This is a genomic window from Streptomyces pratensis (assembly GCF_037137275.1).
Lineage (GTDB): Bacteria > Actinomycetota > Actinomycetes > Streptomycetales > Streptomycetaceae > Streptomyces > Streptomyces pratensis_B.
Map to the genome: position 1 here is coordinate 121,528 of NZ_JBBBEN010000091.1, position 17,341 is coordinate 138,868.

Consider the following 17,341-nt stretch of genomic DNA (forward strand, 5'->3'; position numbering starts at 1 on the left):
GCATATGGCTGCCGATGCCGATACGTGTTCCTGCGGTGAAGCGGCGCCTCCAAAGCCGGTCGTGTTTCGGGTGGGCCTCTACCCTTACCCGCTTCCGGCCAGCAGTGACAACTGCCAATTGTTCATGTATGTCCGCTTTGTTGAGTTCTTCGACTACCGCGTGGCGAATGAAACGCGTACTGTTTCACGGACGTCGGCGGCAGCTACGCATACGGCCGCGCAGGCAGTGACGCGCAAGTGACGAGCGGCGAAGAGGGACAGGCATGGACCGCGGGACGGTCGGCAGTGCGAACCGGGGTCGGCTTCAGGTCGAGGCCCGGACCGAGGGGCTCAGCGAGGTCGTGACGCCGGTGGGTGAGCTTGACCACCACACGGCCGATCTGCTGCGCGAGCCCTTGGAGGGCGCGGTCGAGCAGGGGCGGTCACGCCTCGTGGTCGACTGCTCACGCCTGGAGTTCTGTGATTCCACCGGGCTGAACGTGTTGCTCGGCGCCCGCCTCAAGGCGGAGGCGATCGGGGGAGGGGTTCATTTGGCCGGAATGCAGCCTGTCGTGGCGAGGGTCTTCGAGATCACGGGCGCGGGGGCGGTCTTCACCGTCCACGCCACCCTCGAAGAGGCGCTGGAGCCCTGAACCGGGCACGAGCGTCCGACCGGCGGCATCGGCGATGCCGACAGGTCACGACGATCGTGTGCCAGAAGTGGGTGTCGTCGCGGTGCGGCAGGGCAAGAGACCCTGCGTCGGTGTTCTGTGAGGCCCGGCACCACGCGTTATCCGAATCAGTACCTGTATCTGTTGAACGGCGACATGGCGCCATGGCGAATCGGTGAGGTGAAGCGCTGATGAGCACCACCCGGCAGCATCCGCCGGGCGACCTCGGTCGCGAGCCGGACGAAGCGGGCATGGACTCGCCCGCCCCGGCCGACCGGCAGTGGCGCACGCTCTCCCTCAGGGATGCCAGCGGGATCGTTCCGACAGCTCGTGACTTCGCCCGTCAGGCGCTGCACGACTGGGGCTGGCTCCCGGCGTCCGGTGCGGACCGCAAGGCCGCCGCGGAGGACGTCCTCCTGGTCGTCTCCGAGCTGGTGACCAACGCCTGCCTGCACGCGGAGGGCCCCGAGGAACTCCGTCTCGGGCGCACCTCCAAGGCGCTGCGGGTCGAGGTCGCCGACCGGGGGGCAGGCCAGCCCGCCCCTCGTACGCCGCACCGCGCCGGCCGCCCCGGAGGGCACGGCATGTTCATCGTGCAGCGCCTCTGCCTGGACTGGGGAGTCCAGCGTGCGCCGGACGCGCCGGGCAAGACCGTCTGGGCGGAACTCGCCGCACCCGTATAGCCGCTGGACACAGCGGCCCCACGCACCCGAGAGCGCGCCGATCCGGCGCGCTTTTCGTCGTTCCGCCGGCATCGGGCCGGGCGGAGGGCGAGCGCCCGCCCGCGGCTTCCTCGGCGGCGCGCGCCCAGCGACCGTGGCGGCTGCGGGCTGCGGGCTGCGGGCTGCCGATTGAGGGCCCGCCCGTGCGCGGCGATCCGCTGGGCGGCGCGGTGTCCGCGCCCGGGCCAACGGCGGTAACCGCCGGGGGCCCGGGCGCGCTGACCGCCCCCCGGACCGACGGGGACGCGGCGGGCCGGGGCCCGCCCCGGGGGAGGAGGCCGGGCTTCCCGTGCGGCCACCACGGCGAAGGGCCGCCGCACCGAATCCGGTGCGGCGGCCCTTCGCCGTGCGTGTGCGCCCAGCGGGCTGCGTCAGCGGACGTCGCCCATGAGCTTCTTGACCTTGCCGCGGTACATGAAGATCGCGATACCGGCCACGACGGCGAGCGTCGCCTCCATGGCGACCACCCCGGTGCGGTTGAGCTCCACGCCGGCCAGCGAGAGCAGGCCGGTGGTGCAGTCGCCCGCGGTGACGGCGAGGAACCAGACACCCATCATCTGGCTGGCGTACTTGGCCGGGGCCATCTTCGTCGTGACCGAGAGGCCGACCGGGGAGAGCGTCAGCTCGGCGACGGTCTGGAGGAAGTAGATCGCTACCAGCCACATCGCGGCGGCCTTCTGGCCGTCGCCCGAGATGGTGAGCGGCATCAGGAAGACGAAGAACGACGCGCCGACCAGCACCAGGCCGGAGCTGAACTTCACGATCGTGCTGGGCTCCTTGCCGCGCCGGTTCAGCGCCAGCCAGAAGGTGGCGAAGACCGGGGCGAGCGCCATGATCAGGACCGGGTTGACCGACTGGTACCAGGAGACCGGGAAGTCCCAGCCGAAGACGCTGTTGTCCGCGGAGGACTCGGCGAAGATCGCGAGCGTCGAGCCGCCCTGGTCGTAGATCATCCAGAAGATGGCCGCGGCCACGAAGAACCAGATGTAGCCGGACATCTTCGACTGCTCGGTGGCGCTGAGCTCCTTGTCGCGCTTGATGCGCGCCAGGACCATCACCGGGATGACGAGACCCGCGACGGTGATCGGGACCAGCAGCCAGTTCAGCGTGTAGACGCCGGTGACGACCGTGCCGATGTAGAAGACCGCCGCGACGCCCAGCCAGATCATCGACTTGCGCAGGGTGGCGGCGCGCTCGTCCTTGGACAGCGGCTTGGGGACGACCAGGCTGCGCTCGTTCAGGTGGCGGGTGCCGAGCAGGAACTGGACCACGCCCAGCCCCATGCCGAGGGCGGCGAGGGCGAAGCCGAGGTGCCAGTTGACGTTCTCACCGACGGTGCCGATGATCAGGGGCGCCGCGAAGGCGCCCATGTTGATGCCCATGTAGAAGATCGTGAAGCCACCGTCGCGGCGCGGGTCGTCCGGGCCGTCGTAGAGGTGGCCGACCATCGTCGAGATGTTGGACTTCAGCAGACCCGATCCGATGGCCACGAGGCCGAGACCGGCGAAGAACGTGCCCTCGGACGGCAGGGCCAGGACCAGATGGCCGAGCATGATCACGCCACCGGCGATGGCGACGGTCTTGCGCGGGCCCCAGACCCGGTCGCCGAACCAGCCGCCGGGCATGGCGAGCAGGTACACCAGCGACAGGTAGACCGAGTAGATCGCGGTCGCCGTGGCGGGCTTCATGTCGAGCCCGCCGGGGGCGATCAGGTAGAGCGGGAGCAGTGCCCTCATGCCGTAGTAGCTGAAGCGCTCCCACATCTCCGTCATGAAGAGTGTGGCCAGGCCGCGGGGGTGGCCGAAGAAGGTCTTCTCGCCGGAACTGGCCGAGTCCTTCGTCAGGCTGGACGCCATGGTCGATCCTTGCTGGTCGGGACGCGCCGCCTTGTGAGCGGTACGCGCCCGGTGGGGGGCAGCCGGCACCGGTGCGGCCGCACCCCGTCCCCACGCCTGAGGGGGACTCGCCCCGCGCGACCGGGCTCCTGGCGGAGCGCGGTCGAACGGCGGGGCGGGGACGGACCGCATCGGGATCCACGCCCGGCGCACGCTCTCGCACCCCGGGCCCGGCTCACAGGTCATTCACTCGCTGGGGCCGGCCGTGACCGGACCCCGCACACAAAAGAGACCCTTGGCGCTCATGGCTGCCCAAAGGTCCTTGAGTAGTGCAACAGGCGTCGGAACACCATACGACACGACACTGCGGCATATGGAAGGACTTGAGACATGGATCACAGGTGTTAGTGGAACCACGCTCCCATATTCCAAGGCTCCTGTCCGCTTTGTTGCGCTGACCCGCAGGCATTGTTCTGGACCTCACCCCTCGCGCCGCGTCCGGACTACCATCACCCCATGACCCGTGTACTGCTCGCCGAGGACGACGCGTCCATCTCGGAGCCGCTGGCCCGCGCCCTGCGCCGCGAGGGTTACGAGGTCGAGGTCCGCCAGGACGGCCCGGCCGCGCTCGACGCCGGACTCAAGGGCGGCGTCGATCTGGTCGTCCTCGATCTGGGGCTGCCCGGTATGGACGGGCTCGAAGTCGCCCGGCGGCTGCGCGCCGACGGGCACGCCATCCCCATCCTGGTGCTGACCGCGCGGGCCGACGAGGTCGACACGGTCGTCGGCCTGGACGCCGGCGCCGACGACTACGTCACCAAGCCGTTCCGGCTCGCCGAGTTGCTCGCCCGGGTCCGCGCCCTGCTGCGCCGCGGGGCCGCCGAGCCCGTCCCGCAGCCCGCCACCCACGGCGTCAGGATCGACGTCGAGTCCCACCGGGCCTGGATGGGCGAGGAGGAACTCCAGCTCACCGCCAAGGAGTTCGACCTGCTGCGGGTCCTGGTCCGGGACGCCGGCCGGGTCGTCACCCGTGACCAGCTGATGCGCGAGGTCTGGGACACCACCTGGTGGTCCTCCACCAAGACGCTCGACATGCACATCTCCTGGCTGCGCAAGAAGCTCGGCGACGACGCCGCCAACCCGCGCTACATCGCCACCGTCCGGGGCGTCGGCTTCCGGTTCGAGAAGAGCTGACGCAGCGCCCCCCATGTACTCCGAGGACGGCCCCGCGCGCCCGGGGGAGGCCCCTCATGCGCCTGACGACGAACGGAGGCGGCCATGCGCCGCCGGCTGATCAACTCCACGCTCGCCGTGGTGCTCGTGGTCATCTCCGTCTTCGGTGTGTCGCTGGTGATCGTGGAGACGCGCACCATCAGCGCCAGCGCCCAGGAGAGCGTCGAGTCCGAGGCGCTGCGGCTGCTCAGCGTGGTCGAGAGCCAGCTCCTGGGCGGCGAGCGGATCAACCCGCGCGTGCTGGCCGAGCAGATCGACCGTACCCGGTTCGCGTTGATCGAGATTCCGGGCCGGGAGCCCATCGCCGTCGGCGACCGCCCCACCGGCAGCGTCCTGCGGGCCATCGAGACCGGGGACGGCGGTGAGAAGGTCACCGTCGAGGAGTCCCGCTCCGCCGTCACCCGCGAGGTGGGGCGCACCCTGCTGATCATCGGCGCGGTGGCCCTGCTGGCGATCGTCTCCGCCGTGCTCCTCGCCGTACGCCAGGCCAACCGGCTCGCCTCCCCGCTCACCGACCTCGCCGAGACCGCGGAGCGCCTCGGCTCCGGCGACCCCCGCCCGCGCCACAAGCGGTACGGGGTGCCGGAGCTCGACCGGGTCGCCGACGTCCTGGACGCCTCCGCCGAACGGATCGCCCGGATGCTGACGGCCGAGCGCCGACTGGCCGCCGACGCCTCTCACCAACTGCGGACACCGCTGACCGCGCTCTCCATGCGGATCGAGGAGATCTCCGTCACCGAGGACCTGGAGACGGTCAAGGAGGAGGCGAACATCGCCCTCACGCAGGTGGAGCGGCTCACCGACGTCGTCGAGCGGCTGCTCACGAACTCCCGCGACCCGCGCACCGGCTCCGCCGTCCTCTTCGATCTCGACGAGGTCGTCAAGCAGCAGATCGAGGAGTGGCGCCCCGCCTACCGCAGCACCGGCCGCGCCCTGGTCTGCTCCGGAAAGCACGGTTTGCGGGCCGTCGGCACTCCGGGCGCGGTCGCCCAGGTCCTGGCGGCGCTGATCGAGAACTCCCTGATGCACGGCGGCGGCACCGTCGCGCTGCGCACCCGGGTCACCGGCAACCAGGTGGTCATCGAGGTCACCGACGAGGGCCCCGGCGTCCCGGCCGAGCTGGGGGCGCGGATCTTCGAGCGGACGATCAGCGGCCGCAACTCCACGGGCATCGGCCTGGCCGTCGCCCGTGACCTCGCGGAGGCGGACGGCGGCCGTCTGGAACTGCTCCAGCAGCACCCCGCGGTGTTCGCGCTCTTCCTCAGCCGGGCCCCGCAGGACCGCAAGGCCCCGGAGCGGCCGGTGCGCTGAGCGGCGGCGCGGGTGAGTCAGTTCCGTACGGGGTCGGGGCCTACCTGCTGTTCCGACGGCCTTCGCTGCTCCAGAAACCGTTCCGCGCTGAGCACGGCCTCCTTGGCGGGCAGGGCCTTGAAGACCCAGGTCCGGTAGGACCAGAAGCGGAACAGGGTGGCGATCCCGATGCCGACGATCTTGAACACGTTGCTCTGGACCGGGGTGTTCCAGCCGAAGCCGTACGTCGCCAGATACAGCACGCCGGTCTCGATCACCGCGCCCGCCGCGCTGAACAGCAGGAACAGGCTCAGTTCGCGGGTGCGGCCCGTCTTGTCGCGCTCCCGGTAGGTCCAGTAGCGGAAGCCCACGTAGTTGAAGAGGATGGCGACGAAGGTCGCCAGCAGGCTCGCCCGGACCACCGGCAGGTCCGTGGTGTGCCGGAGCAGGTTGAAGACCGCCATGTTGACCAGCAGCCCGGCCGCGCCGACCGCGCCGAACTTGGCGACCTCCCGGCCCAGCAGCTCAAGCCGGGTCCGCAATGCGCCCGGTTCGCTCATGGTGATCGCTGGTCCCGTCCGTTGGAAGGCGTCTGGTGGCGTCGACAGGCGTACGTCAACTCCGCCATGCTAACCAGCACTCCCGTACGACGTCCGTGAGTCCGCGGGGCATTGGCCGGACGGCGTCGGGGGACCACCGGCGTGGCGGATACCCTGGAGGCGTGACGTTCCCGGTAGTCGGCATGGTCGGCGGCGGTCAGCTCGCCCGTATGACCCACGAGGCGGGCATCCCCCTCGGCCTGAAATTCAAGCTCCTCAGTGACACTCCCCAGGACTCGGCGGCCCAAGTGGTGAGCGAGGTCGTCATCGGCGACTATCGCGACCTGGACACGCTGCGCGCCTTCGCGCGCGGTTGCGACGTGATCACCTTCGATCACGAGCACGTGCCGACCGAGCATCTGCGGGCCCTGGAAGCGGACGGCATCCCCGTGCGCCCCGGCCCCGATGCACTGGTGCACGCCCAGGACAAGGGGGTGATGAGGGCCAGACTCCTGGAGATCGGCGCACCCTGCCCCCGCCACCGCATCGTGAGCGATCCGGCCGACGCCGCCTCGTTCGCCGAGGAGACCGGGGGCTTCCCGGTCATCCTCAAGACCGTGCGCGGCGGCTACGACGGCAAGGGCGTGTGGGTGGTCCGCTCGGAGGCGGACGCCGCCGAGCCCTTCCGCGCCGGGGTCCCGGTCCTGGCGGAGGAGAAGGTCGACTTCGTACGGGAGCTGGCGGCCGGCATCGTCCGCTCGCCGCACGGCCAGGCCGTCGCCTACCCGGTCGTCGAGTCCGTTCAGGTCGACGGCGTCTGCGACACGGTGATCGCCCCGGCCCCCGGCCTGGACGAGGCGCTGGCCGGTGAGGCCCAGCAGCTCGCCCTGCGCATCGCCGCCGAACTGGACGTCGTCGGCCACCTCGCGGTCGAGCTGTTCGAGATCCGAAAGGCCGACGGGACCCCCGGCATCCTCGTCAACGAGCTGGCGATGCGCCCCCACAACTCCGGCCACTGGACGCAGGACGGCGCGATCACGTCCCAGTTCGCCAACCATGTGCGGGCCGTCCTCGACCTCCCCCTGGGCGACCCGCGCCCGCGCGCCCCCTGGACGGTCATGTGCAACGTCCTGGGCGGCGACTTCCCGGACATGTACCAGGCGTACCTGCACTGCATGGCCCGCGATCCGCAGCTCAAGATCCACATGTACGGCAAGGACGTGAAGCCCGGCCGCAAGGTCGGACACGTCAACACCTACGGCGACGATCTGGCGGACGTGCGGGAGCGCGCCCGGCACGCGGCCGACTACCTGCGAGGAACGATCACCGAATGACTTCCCCCGGCACCGGTCCCTCCCCCCTCGTCGGCATCGTGATGGGCTCGGACTCCGACTGGCCCGTCATGGAGGCCGCCGCAGAGGCGCTCGACGAGTTCGAGATCCCGTACGAGGTCGACGTCGTCTCCGCCCACCGCATGCCGCACGAGATGATCGCGTACGGCGAGGAGGCGGCGGGCCGCGGCATCAGGACGGTCATCGCCGGAGCGGGCGGCGCCGCCCACCTGCCCGGCATGCTCGCCTCGGTCACCCCGCTGCCGGTCATCGGCGTGCCGGTGCCGCTGAAGTACCTGGACGGCATGGACAGCCTGCTCTCCATCGTCCAGATGCCCGCCGGGGTGCCCGTCGCCACCGTCTCGGTCGGCGGCGCGCGCAACGCGGGCCTGCTCGCCGCCCGCATCCTCGCCGCGCAGGACCCCGCGTTGCAGGACCGGATGCGGGAGTTCCAGCGGGAGCTGAACGACCAGGCCACCGAGAAGGGCAAGCGGCTGCGGGCCAAGGTCGCCGGCGCCGACTCCTTCGGCTTCGGAAAGTAGGCCCGGCCGTGGACCACCTCTCCCGCGCCCGCGAGATCCTCGCCGCCCACCCCGTCGTCGACGGCCACAACGACCTCCCCTGGGCCCTGCGCGAACAGGTCGGCTACGACCTCGACGCCCGGGACATCGCCGCCGACCAGCGCGGCGTGCTCCACACCGACCTCGCACGGCTCAGGGCGGGCGGGGTCGGCGGCCAGTTCTGGTCGGTGTACGTCCGCACCGACCTGACCGGCGACGCGGCCGTCAGCGCCACGCTGGAGCAGATCGACGTCGTCGCCGAGCTGATCGCCCGCTACCCGGCCCATCTGCGCCGGGCGCTCACCGCCGACGACCTGGAGAAGTCCCGCGCCGAGGGCCGTATCGCCTCCCTGATGGGGGCCGAGGGCGGCCACTCCATCAACAACTCGCTGGGCGCCCTGCGCTCCCTGTACGAGCTCGGCGTCCGCTACATGACGCTCACGCACAACGACAACATCGACTGGGCGGACAGCGCGACGGACCTGCCGCGCCTCGGCGGCCTCTCCCCGTTCGGCCGCGAGGTCGTCCGCGAGATGAACCGCGTGGGCATGCTGGTCGACCTCTCGCACGTCGCGGACGGCGTCATGCGCGACGCCCTCGCCACCAGCACCGCGCCGGTGATCTTCTCGCACTCCTCGGCGCGCACGGTCTGCGACCACCCGCGCAACATCCCCGACGACGTGCTCGCGGCCCTCCCGGCCAACGGCGGCGTCGCGATGGCGACCTTCGTCCCGAAGTTCGTCCTGCCCGCGGCCGTCGCCTGGACCCTGGCCGCCGACCGGAACATGCGCGAGCACGGGCTGCACCACCTCGACACCACCCCGGCCGCGATGCGCATCCACGAGGACTTCGAGGCGGCCCACCCGCGCCCGCAGGCCACCGTCGCCACCATCGCCGACCACCTCGACCACCTGCGCGAGGTCGCGGGCGTCGACCACATCGGCATCGGCGGCGACTACGACGGCACGGCGTTCACACCGCGCGGTCTCGAGGACGTCTCCGGCTATCCGAACCTGATCGCCGAACTGCTGCGCCGCCGCTGGTCCGAGGGCGACATCGCCAAGCTGACCTGGCAGAACGCCGTACGGGTGCTGCGCGACGCGGAGGCCGTGGCCCGCGACGAGCAGCGTCGGCGCGGCCCGTCCCACGCGACGATCACCGAGCTGGACGGACCGGTGCGCTAGCCACCGCGGGGCGCTCGAGACCCGGCGGCGGACCGTGACCGGTCCGCCGGGGCGGGCCCGGTCAGGGCGCCGCCGCGAACGGGCCCCCCGGGCCGAAGGCGAGCGCCGCGAAGCGTTCTCCCATACGACGGTGGGCGGCGGCGTCCGGGTGGAGCTGGTCGGGCAGCGGCAGCTCGGCGAAGTCCGCCTCGCCGTACAGCTCGCGGCCGTCCAGGCAGTACAAGTGCGGGTCGTCGGCCGCCCGCTGCTCCACGATCCGGGCCAGCTCCGCGCGGATGACGGTGAGGGTGAGCTTGCCGGAGGCGGTCTCCGCCGGGTCGCCCATGGCTCTGAACGCGAGCGACCCGGCCCGGAAGTCCGGTGCGCCGGGCCCCGGGGTGTCCTCGTGGCTGGGGCAGTGGAGGGGGGAGACGACCAGCAGCGGCGTGGTCGGACGCCCCTCGCGAACGGTGTCCAGGAAGCCGTGCACCGCCGGGGTGAAGGCGCGCAGCCGCATCAGGTCGAGGTTGACGATGTTGATGCCGATCTTCACGCTGATCAGGTCGGCCGGCGTGTCCCGCAGGACGCGTGCCACGAACGGATCGAGCAGGGCGCTGCCGCCCAGTCCCAGGTTCACCAGCTCCACGCCCCCCGCGGCAGCGGCCAGGGCGGGCCAGGCAGTGGCGGAGCTCTCCGCCGCGGAGCCCTGGCTGATCGAACTGCCGTGGTGCAGCCACACCCGCCGGCCGCCCGGCGCCACCGCGTGGACGGGCGCGTCGGTGCGCAGGGCGATCAGCTCGGTGGTCTCGGTGTACGGCAGCCAGATCTCGACGTCCTTCTCCCGGTCGGGCAGGCCAATGAACCGCACGCTGCCGACCGGGCCCGGGATCGTCTCGCGGGAGCCGTCGGACAGGTCGACCATCAGCACGTCGCCGCCGCCCGCCGTGGCGCGGCCGGCCGGACGCCCGTCGATGTGCAGGTCGTACGCGCCGTCCGGGCCCGGCGGGACGCCCCGGTAGCCCGTCACGGTGCGCAAAACGTCCAGCTCGACGGCGGTGGCCCGGGTCCGGAACACCAGCCGGACCCCGGAGGGCTGCGACTCCGCCTGGGCCAGTTGCTCGTCGCTGTACTGGGCGCGGGCACGGGCGGGCAGCCGGTGGGGGAGGAGACCGCGCGCGGTGCGCTCCAGATCGAGCGCACCGCGGACCAGCTCGGCGGTCAGGGGGGTGTCGACCCACTCCGTCGTGTGGGCCGCGGGAGAGGGCCCGGGGGCTTGTGAGTCGTTCATGCGCCCAGCCTGTCAACCGGATGGCTGAACCGCACACCGTTTCCCCCCGGCCCTCCCCGGGGGGACCGGGTCACTGACCGGCGCAGAGACAGAACGGGTGGCCCGCGGGGTCCGCGTACACCCGGAAGCTTCGCGTCCGGTCCTCCGTGTCCAGCGGCCGGGCCCCCAGCGCGAGCACCTCCCGCTCCGCCGTGTCCAGGTCGGGCACGGTCAGATCGAGGTGGAACTGCTGCGAGGCGTCGGGCCGCGGCCACTGCGGAGGCACGAAGTCGGGGGCGGCCTGGAACGCGAGCTGGGTGCCGGGGGCCCCGTTGAGCTCCACCCAGTCGTCCCCGCTCTCCTCGACGACACCGCCGAGGAGAGCGGCGTAGAAACCGGCGAGGGCGTTGGGGTCGGGGCAGTCCAGTACGACGGAACCCAGTGTGGCGATGGCCATGGGACATCCCTTCTTCGGTTACTGCTTAACTGCGGCAACTGGTAACGGTTACCTCATGCTGCCGTATCGGGGGTAACGTCGCAACCATGAGCGCGCAGGACGTGTCACGCGGTGAGGCCGCAGGAGAAGCCCGGCGGGCGAGACCGGTCGGCGGGTCCGCGGTCGAGGCCCGTGGGGCGCGAACGCCCGGCAGGCCGTGGGCCGTTCCGAGCGGTGGAGCCGGGGACGAGGCCCACCGGGCGCGGGCGCGCGATGAGTGAGAAGACCCCCGCGCCCGGCCGGCTCGCGCTGATCGAGGCGCTGGTCAACTCGCTGGACGTCGAGACGGGCGCGGACGCCCTCGACACCGCCGCTGGCCGGGCCCCCTTCGGCCTCTCCCAGGACGACGTCCCGGCCGCCCGCGACCTGCGCGAGGCGCTGCGCCGGGCCTGCCTCGCCCACGCGGGGCACCGGCCGCCCCCGGGCGGGCCGCCTTTGCCCGCACTGACCCCGCTCCTCGCCGCCGCCCCGCTCCTGGTCGTCGTCGACGAGGCGGGTGCGGCGGCGCTGCGCCCGGCGGCGGGGCCTGAGCCGGCGGCGGGCGCGGCGGCGCTCACGGCCCGGGTCGCCGAGGCCATCGCCGTGTCGGCCGCCGACGGGACCTGGCTCCGGCTCAAGGCGTGCGAGGCGGCCGACTGCCAGTGGGCCTACTACGACCGGAGCCCCGCCGGCCGACGCCGATGGTGCTCGATGTCGGTCTGCGGGGCTCGCGCCAAGATGCGTACGTACCGCGCGAAGCGTTCGTAGGCGGGCGGGTCAGGCCTTCGGCCGGCCCATCGCCCGGTACGTCCACCCCGCCTCGCGCCACACCGCGCTGTCCAGCGCGTTGCGGCCGTCCAGGATGATCCGGCGGGCCGCCGCCTCGCCCAGCGCCACCGGGTCCAGCTCGCGGAACTCGGGCCACTCCGTCAGGTGCAGCACCACGTCCGCGCCGCGCACCGCCTCCAGCGCCGAGTCCGCGTAGCCCAGGGTCGGGAAGAGCCGGCGGGCGTTGTCCATGCCCTTCGGGTCGAAGACGGTGACCTGGCCGCCCTGGAGGTGGATCTGCCCCGCCACGTTGAGCGCGGGGGAGTCGCGTACGTCGTCGGAGTCGGGCTTGAACGCGGCGCCCAGCACCGCCACCCGCTTGCCGAGGAACGAGTCCCCGCCCACGGCCTCGCGGGCCAGCTCGACCATGTGGCCGCGGCGGCGCATGTTGATGGAGTCGACCTCGCGGAGGAAGGTCAGCGCCTGGTCCGCGCCCAGCTCGCCGGCGCGCGCCATGAAGGCCCGGATGTCCTTGGGCAGACAGCCGCCGCCGAAGCCGATCCCGGCCCGCAGGAACTTCCTCCCGATCCGCTCGTCGTGCCCGATGGCCTCCGCGAGCTTCACGACGTCTCCGTCGGCGGCCTCGCAGACCTCGGCCATCGCGTTGATGAAGGAGATCTTGGTGGCCAGGAAGGAGTTGGCCGAGGTCTTCACCAGCTCGGCGGTCGGGAAGTCGGTCACCACGAACGGCGAGCCCTCCGCCACCGGCGCCGCGTACACCTCGCGCAGCAGCTTCTCGGCCGCCTCGCTCCGCACGCCGACGACGATCCGGTCGGGGCGCAGGGTGTCCTGCACGGCGAAGCCCTCGCGCAGGAACTCCGGGTTCCAGGCCAGCTCGGCGTCCTGGCCGGCCGGGGCCAGCTCGGCCAGCCGCGCCGCGAGACGGGCGGCCGATCCGACGGGGACGGTCGACTTGCCGACGACCAGGGCGGGCCGGGCGAGCTGCGGGGCGAGCGACTCGAAGGCGCTGTCGACGTAGCTCATGTCGCAGGCGTACTCGCCGTGCTTCTGGGGAGTGTTCACGCAGACGAAGTGCACATCGCCGAACGCGCCGACCTCCTCCCAGGAGGTGGTGAAGCGCAGCCGCCCCGTGGAGCCCTCGATGCCCGCGACATGCTTCTGGAGCATCTCCTCCAGGCCCGGTTCGTACATCGGCACGCGGCCGGTGGAGAGCAGTTCGATCTTCTCCGGCACGACGTCGAGCCCGAGGACCTCGAACCCCAGCTCGGCCATGGCCGCGGCATGGGTGGCGCCGAGATACCCGGTGCCGATCACAGTGATCCTGAGGGCCATGGAGTGCTCCTGGGAGGTGCGGACGGACGTGCGGACCGAGCATAGTCGGGGACCGCTGCCCGGCATTCGCCGCTCCGCCCGCCCGGAACGTCCCCGTCCGGCCGGCCCCTGTCACGAAGCTCACGTGCCGCTCACGTATGCCGGAGAGCGGGAGGCGCACTAAAATTGGGTTACTTAACGGTAGTTAGCATCTTGGGGAGTGAGCGTCTTGGCGGGTTCGACCGATTTCGACCTGTACCGTCCGGCCGAGGAGCACGACATGCTCCGCGACACCATCCGCGCGCTCGCCGAGACGAAGATCGCCCCCTTCGCCGCCGCGGTGGACGAGGAGAGCCGTTTCCCGCAGGAGGCGCTGGACGCCCTGGTCGCCTCGGACCTGCACGCGGTCCACGTCCCGGAGGAGTACGGCGGGGCCGGCGCCGACGCGCTCGCCACGGTCATCGTGATCGAGGAGGTTGCCCGCGTCTGCGCCTCCTCCTCCCTGATCCCGGCCGTCAACAAGCTGGGCTCGCTCCCGGTGATCCTCTCCGGCTCGGAGGAGCTGAAGCGGAAGTACCTGGGCCCGCTCGCCAAGGGCGACGCGATGTTCTCGTACGCCCTGTCCGAGCCGGACGCCGGCTCGGATGCGGCGGGGATGAAGACCAAGGCCGTCCGCGACGGCGACTTCTGGGTCCTCAACGGAGTGAAGCGCTGGATCACCAACGCGGGCGTCTCCGACTACTACACGGTCATGGCGGTCACCGACCCGACCAAGCGATCCAAGGGCATCTCCGCTTTCGTGGTCGAGAAGTCCGACGAGGGCGTCTCCTTCGGGGCCCCGGAGAAGAAGCTCGGCATCAAGGGCTCCCCGACCCGCGAGGTCTACTTCGACAACGTCCGCATCCCCGCCGACCGCATGATCGGCGAGGAGGGCACCGGCTTCGCCACCGCGATGAAGACCCTGGACCACACCCGCATCACCATCGCGGCCCAGGCCCTCGGCATCGCCCAGGGTGCGCTGGACTACGCCCACGGGTACGTCCAGGAGCGCAAGCAGTTCGGCAAGCCGATCGCCGACTTCCAGGGCGTCCAGTTCATGCTCGCCGACATGGCGATGAAGCTGGAGGCCGCCCGCCAGCTCACCTACTCGGCCGCCGCCAAGTCCGAGCGCGTCGACGGCGGCCTCACGTTCTTCGGCGCGGCCGCCAAGTGCTTCGCCTCCGACGTCGCCATGGAGGTCACCACGGACGCCGTCCAGCTGCTCGGCGGCTACGGCTACACGCGGGACTACCCGGTCGAGCGGATGATGCGCGACGCCAAGATCACGCAGATCTACGAGGGCACGAACCAGGTCCAGCGGATCGTCATGGCGCGCAACCTGCCGTAACAGGGTTCTCGCAGGTCAGTGCCCCGCTCGGCCGGTCCAGGAGCCCTGATCGGCTTCCCGGCCGTTCGGGTCCGCTCCTGGGCCTCCTCGGGCGTCATGCTGGGGAGATCCCGGGCGCGCCCTGGCCTGGGGACAGACGCTGACCTGCGTAAACGACAAGGCTCCCGGCATCGCCGGGGGTCTTTCGTGTGGGCTGGGCCAGGGCCGTCGCCCGCGCGGCGGGGCCGTCCCCGCCGGGGGCCGGCCTGGTGGCGACGGCCGCACGTCCGAGTCCCCCGGCGTGTTCCGGGCATCCCCGGTCAGCGCGGGGCCGTTCGGCCGCGGGCGGGAGTTCCGGCTGCCCACCGGAACCGTGAGCCCAGGCAGGGCAGTGGTGCACGCCCGCCTCAACCCGACGGTGGCCTCCGTCCGTGCCCGGCCGCGGGGCCGAGTCGCTGCCGGTGAGGACGTCGCACAGACGCCGGGCGTCTGCGCACCCGACCGGGCCGCGCCGCGGCCCTCGGTCCGCGGACTTCGGGCACTGCGTCGGCACACCGAAGGCCCATGGCGAACGGGACTCTTCTGTGCGGGTGTTGCTCGTACAGGCGCCTGCCCCGAAGGAACCGGAGCGCGGGCCGAGAACCGCGTGCGGGGGCTGAAAGAACTGCTGGTGGAGCTGGAGGGCGTTGCGGTATCGCCCTTGTGCCGGTTCGGGACGCCCAGGGTCGGGCGTCCCGAACCGCACGGATCGTACGTTCAAGCCTTGCACCAGTGGGAGCGCTCCCACTGTGATGTGACCCCGGCGGTGCGGTCAAGAAGGGTGAAGAGTCGAAGTTATTCGACAGAGAAAGTTTGCAACACGTCTGTTACTTGTCGCCGCTTGGCGCTACGGTCTGCCTCACCAGTGGGAGCGGTCCCCCTCGCTAGGTGTTCTGTCAGGAGCACCTCAGTCGTCAGGAGTCGCTCATGCATCACCCCGTGCATTCCAGCGCCACCCCTTCCCCCACGTCCCCCACGGCTTCCCGGAGAAGACTGCGGTCTTCGGCCATCTCCTCCCGCGGCCGTACGGGCCTGGCAGCGGCCTGTGCCCTGTTCATGGCCGCGGGCGTCACCGCCGCGGCGACCGGTACCGCCGGCGCCGCCGCCGCAGGCTGCACCGTCGACTACAAGGTGCAGGGTCAGTGGAACGGCGGTTTCGGTGCGAACGTGACCGTCACCAACACCGGTGACCCGGTGAACGGCTGGACCCTGGAGTGGGTCTACGCCGGCGACCAGAAGATCACGCAGGGCTGGAACGCCGTCGTCAGCCAGACGGGCGCAGCCGTCACCGCCAAGAACGTCTCGTACAACGGCAACCTCGGCACCGGCGGTTCCGCTGCCTTCGGCTTCAACGCCAGCAACAGCGGCGAGAACGCCGTGCCGGCGACCTTCAAGCTCAACGGCGTGACCTGCGACGGCGGCACCGGCCCGGGCCCCGGGCCCGACCCGGACCCGGACCCGACGGACCCGCCCGGCGACCGGGTGGACAACCCGTACGTGGGCGCGAAGACCTATGTGAACCCCGAGTGGTCCGCGAAGGCCGCGGCGGAGCCGGGCGGCGCGGCCGTCTCCCAGCAGCCGACCGCTGTCTGGCTGGACCGCATCGCCGCCATCGAGGGCAGCAGCACCAGCATGGGTCTGCGCGCCCACCTGGACGAGGCCCTCGAGCAGAAGGGCACGGGCGAGCTCGCCGTCCAGCTGGTGATCTACAACCTGCCGGGCCGCGACTGTGCGGCGCTCGCCTCCAACGGTGAGCTCGGCCCGACAGAGATCGGCCGGTACAAGAACGAGTACATCGACCCGATCACCGAGATCATCGCCGACCCCAAGTACGCGGGCCTGCGGATCGTCACGACGGTGGAGATCGACTCGCTGCCCAACCTCGTCACCAATGTCACCCCCCGCCCCACCGCCACACCCAACTGTGACGTGATGAAGGCGAACGGCAACTACCAGAAGGGCGTCGGGTACGCGCTCAACAAGCTGGGCGACATCGCCAACGTCTACAACTACGTCGACGCCGGCCACCACGGCTGGCTCGGCTGGGACGACAACTTCGGCGCTTCCGCCCAGATCTTCAAGGAGGCCGCCACCACCGAGGGCGCGACCCTTGCCGACGTACACGGCTTCATCGTCAACACCGCCAACTACAGCGCCCTGAAGGAGGACAACTTCGCCATCGGCGACAGCGTCAACGGCACCTCCGTACGCCAGTCGAAGTGGGTGGACTGGAACCGCTACACCGACGAGCTGACCTATGCGCAGGCCATGCGGGCCGAGCTGGTCAGGATCGGCTTCGACTCCGGTCTCGGCATGCTGATCGACACCTCCCGCAACGGCTGGGGCGGTTCGGCACGGCCGGCCGGGCCCGGCCCGAGGACGACTGTCGACGCATACGTCGACGGCGGGCGCTACGACCGCCGACTCCACCTCGGCAACTGGTGCAACCAGGCCGGTGCGGGCCTCGGCGAGCGCCCGACGACCGCCCCCGCCGCCGGGATCGACGCGTACGTCTGGGTCAAGCCGCCGGGTGAGTCCGACGGTTCCAGCAAGCTCATCCCGAACCCCGACGGCAAGGGCTTCGACCGGATGTGCGACCCGACGTACACCGGCAACCCGCGCAACGGGAACAGCATGTCCGGGGCGCTGCCCGACGCGCCGATCTCCGGCGCCTGGTTCTCCGCCCAGTTCCAGGAGCTGCTGAAGAACGCCCACCCCGCGCTGTGACGAGGGGCTAGGACGTAGCGGGTACGGATACGGCGTCGGCCCCT

At 71.4% G+C, this 17,341-nt stretch carries 16 protein-coding genes; 11 read left to right on the forward strand and 5 right to left on the reverse strand.

Annotation, left to right across the window (positions count from 1 at the left end; translation table 11 throughout):
* The first annotated feature begins 4 nt into the window (after window positions 1-4).
* From V9U70_RS16675 to V9U70_RS16685, 3 genes are all read left to right on the forward strand, one after another.
* Window positions 5-241 carry a hypothetical protein gene (locus tag V9U70_RS16675; RefSeq protein ID WP_336676048.1) on the forward strand — a complete coding sequence of 79 codons (237 nt, stop codon included), beginning with the start codon at window positions 5-7 and terminating at the stop codon, window positions 239-241.
* 22 nt (window positions 242-263) lie between these two features.
* The gene (locus V9U70_RS16680; RefSeq protein ID WP_336676050.1) at window positions 264-632 is read left to right on the forward strand and encodes an STAS domain-containing protein; all 369 of its coding nucleotides are present in this window, start codon (window positions 264-266) and stop codon (window positions 630-632) included.
* A 209-nt stretch (window positions 633-841) separates the two neighbouring features.
* Entirely contained in the window at window positions 842-1,333 is a 492-nt protein-coding gene (locus tag V9U70_RS16685) for an ATP-binding protein (protein ID WP_336676051.1), read from the forward strand.
* 410 nt (window positions 1,334-1,743) lie between these two features.
* Here V9U70_RS16685 and V9U70_RS16690 read toward each other — a convergent pair whose 3' ends face one another.
* On the reverse strand, window positions 1,744-3,228 hold the full coding sequence (locus tag V9U70_RS16690; protein WP_336676053.1) for an oligopeptide:H+ symporter: 1,485 nt from the start codon (window positions 3,226-3,228) through the stop codon (window positions 1,744-1,746).
* Between the two features lie 495 nt (window positions 3,229-3,723).
* On the opposite strand from V9U70_RS16690, the gene V9U70_RS16695 reads away from it, so the two are divergent.
* The gene (locus V9U70_RS16695; RefSeq protein WP_336676055.1) at window positions 3,724-4,401 is read left to right on the forward strand and encodes a response regulator transcription factor; all 678 of its coding nucleotides are present in this window, start codon (window positions 3,724-3,726) and stop codon (window positions 4,399-4,401) included.
* Between the two features lie 84 nt (window positions 4,402-4,485).
* Window positions 4,486-5,751 carry an ATP-binding protein gene (locus tag V9U70_RS16700; RefSeq protein ID WP_336676057.1) on the forward strand — a complete coding sequence of 422 codons (1,266 nt, stop codon included), beginning with the start codon at window positions 4,486-4,488 and terminating at the stop codon, window positions 5,749-5,751.
* 17 nt (window positions 5,752-5,768) lie between these two features.
* Here V9U70_RS16700 and V9U70_RS16705 read toward each other — a convergent pair whose 3' ends face one another.
* On the reverse strand, window positions 5,769-6,290 hold the full coding sequence (locus V9U70_RS16705) for a GtrA family protein (RefSeq protein WP_336676059.1): 522 nt from the start codon (window positions 6,288-6,290) through the stop codon (window positions 5,769-5,771).
* Between the two features lie 182 nt (window positions 6,291-6,472).
* Here V9U70_RS16705 and V9U70_RS16710 point away from each other — a divergent pair, with 182 nt between their 5' ends.
* The 3 genes from V9U70_RS16710 to V9U70_RS16720 are packed head-to-tail and all read left to right on the forward strand — an operon-like array spanning window position 6,473 to window position 9,344.
* Window positions 6,473-7,603, forward strand: a complete 1,131-nt coding sequence (locus V9U70_RS16710; RefSeq protein WP_419723989.1) for a 5-(carboxyamino)imidazole ribonucleotide synthase — start codon at window positions 6,473-6,475, stop codon at window positions 7,601-7,603.
* On the forward strand, window positions 7,600-8,142 hold the full coding sequence (gene purE / locus V9U70_RS16715) for a 5-(carboxyamino)imidazole ribonucleotide mutase (RefSeq protein ID WP_336676062.1): 543 nt from the start codon (window positions 7,600-7,602) through the stop codon (window positions 8,140-8,142). Before V9U70_RS16710 ends, purE begins: the two co-directional genes overlap by 4 nt.
* An 8-nt stretch (window positions 8,143-8,150) precedes the next feature.
* Window positions 8,151-9,344 (forward strand): dipeptidase, encoded by a 1,194-nt coding sequence (locus V9U70_RS16720; RefSeq protein WP_336676064.1) that lies wholly within the window; start codon window positions 8,151-8,153, stop codon window positions 9,342-9,344.
* Window positions 9,345-9,405: 61 nt separating this feature from the next.
* Here V9U70_RS16720 and V9U70_RS16725 read toward each other — a convergent pair whose 3' ends face one another.
* Both V9U70_RS16725 and V9U70_RS16730 read right to left on the reverse strand, forming a co-directional pair.
* Window positions 9,406-10,611, reverse strand: coding sequence for a GDSL-type esterase/lipase family protein (locus V9U70_RS16725; protein ID WP_336676066.1), 1,206 nt, complete (start codon window positions 10,609-10,611; stop codon window positions 9,406-9,408).
* 70 nt (window positions 10,612-10,681) lie between these two features.
* A complete protein-coding gene (locus V9U70_RS16730) occupies window positions 10,682-11,047 on the reverse strand; it encodes a VOC family protein (protein ID WP_336676068.1) in 366 nt (121 codons plus the stop codon).
* Between the two features lie 252 nt (window positions 11,048-11,299).
* On the opposite strand from V9U70_RS16730, the gene V9U70_RS16735 reads away from it, so the two are divergent.
* Window positions 11,300-11,833 (forward strand): CGNR zinc finger domain-containing protein, encoded by a 534-nt coding sequence (locus V9U70_RS16735; RefSeq protein WP_336676070.1) that lies wholly within the window; start codon window positions 11,300-11,302, stop codon window positions 11,831-11,833.
* A 9-nt stretch (window positions 11,834-11,842) separates the two neighbouring features.
* Here V9U70_RS16735 and V9U70_RS16740 read toward each other — a convergent pair whose 3' ends face one another.
* Window positions 11,843-13,186, reverse strand: coding sequence for a UDP-glucose dehydrogenase family protein (locus tag V9U70_RS16740; protein ID WP_336676072.1), 1,344 nt, complete (start codon window positions 13,184-13,186; stop codon window positions 11,843-11,845).
* 208 nt (window positions 13,187-13,394) lie between these two features.
* Between V9U70_RS16740 and V9U70_RS16745 the strand changes: the two genes are divergently transcribed.
* A complete protein-coding gene (locus V9U70_RS16745; protein ID WP_336676133.1) occupies window positions 13,395-14,552 on the forward strand; it encodes an acyl-CoA dehydrogenase in 1,158 nt (385 codons plus the stop codon).
* 1,074 nt (window positions 14,553-15,626) lie between these two features.
* The gene (locus V9U70_RS16750; RefSeq protein ID WP_336676135.1) at window positions 15,627-17,297 is read left to right on the forward strand and encodes a glycoside hydrolase family 6 protein; all 1,671 of its coding nucleotides are present in this window, start codon (window positions 15,627-15,629) and stop codon (window positions 17,295-17,297) included.
* Window positions 17,298-17,341: the final 44 nt, after the last annotated feature.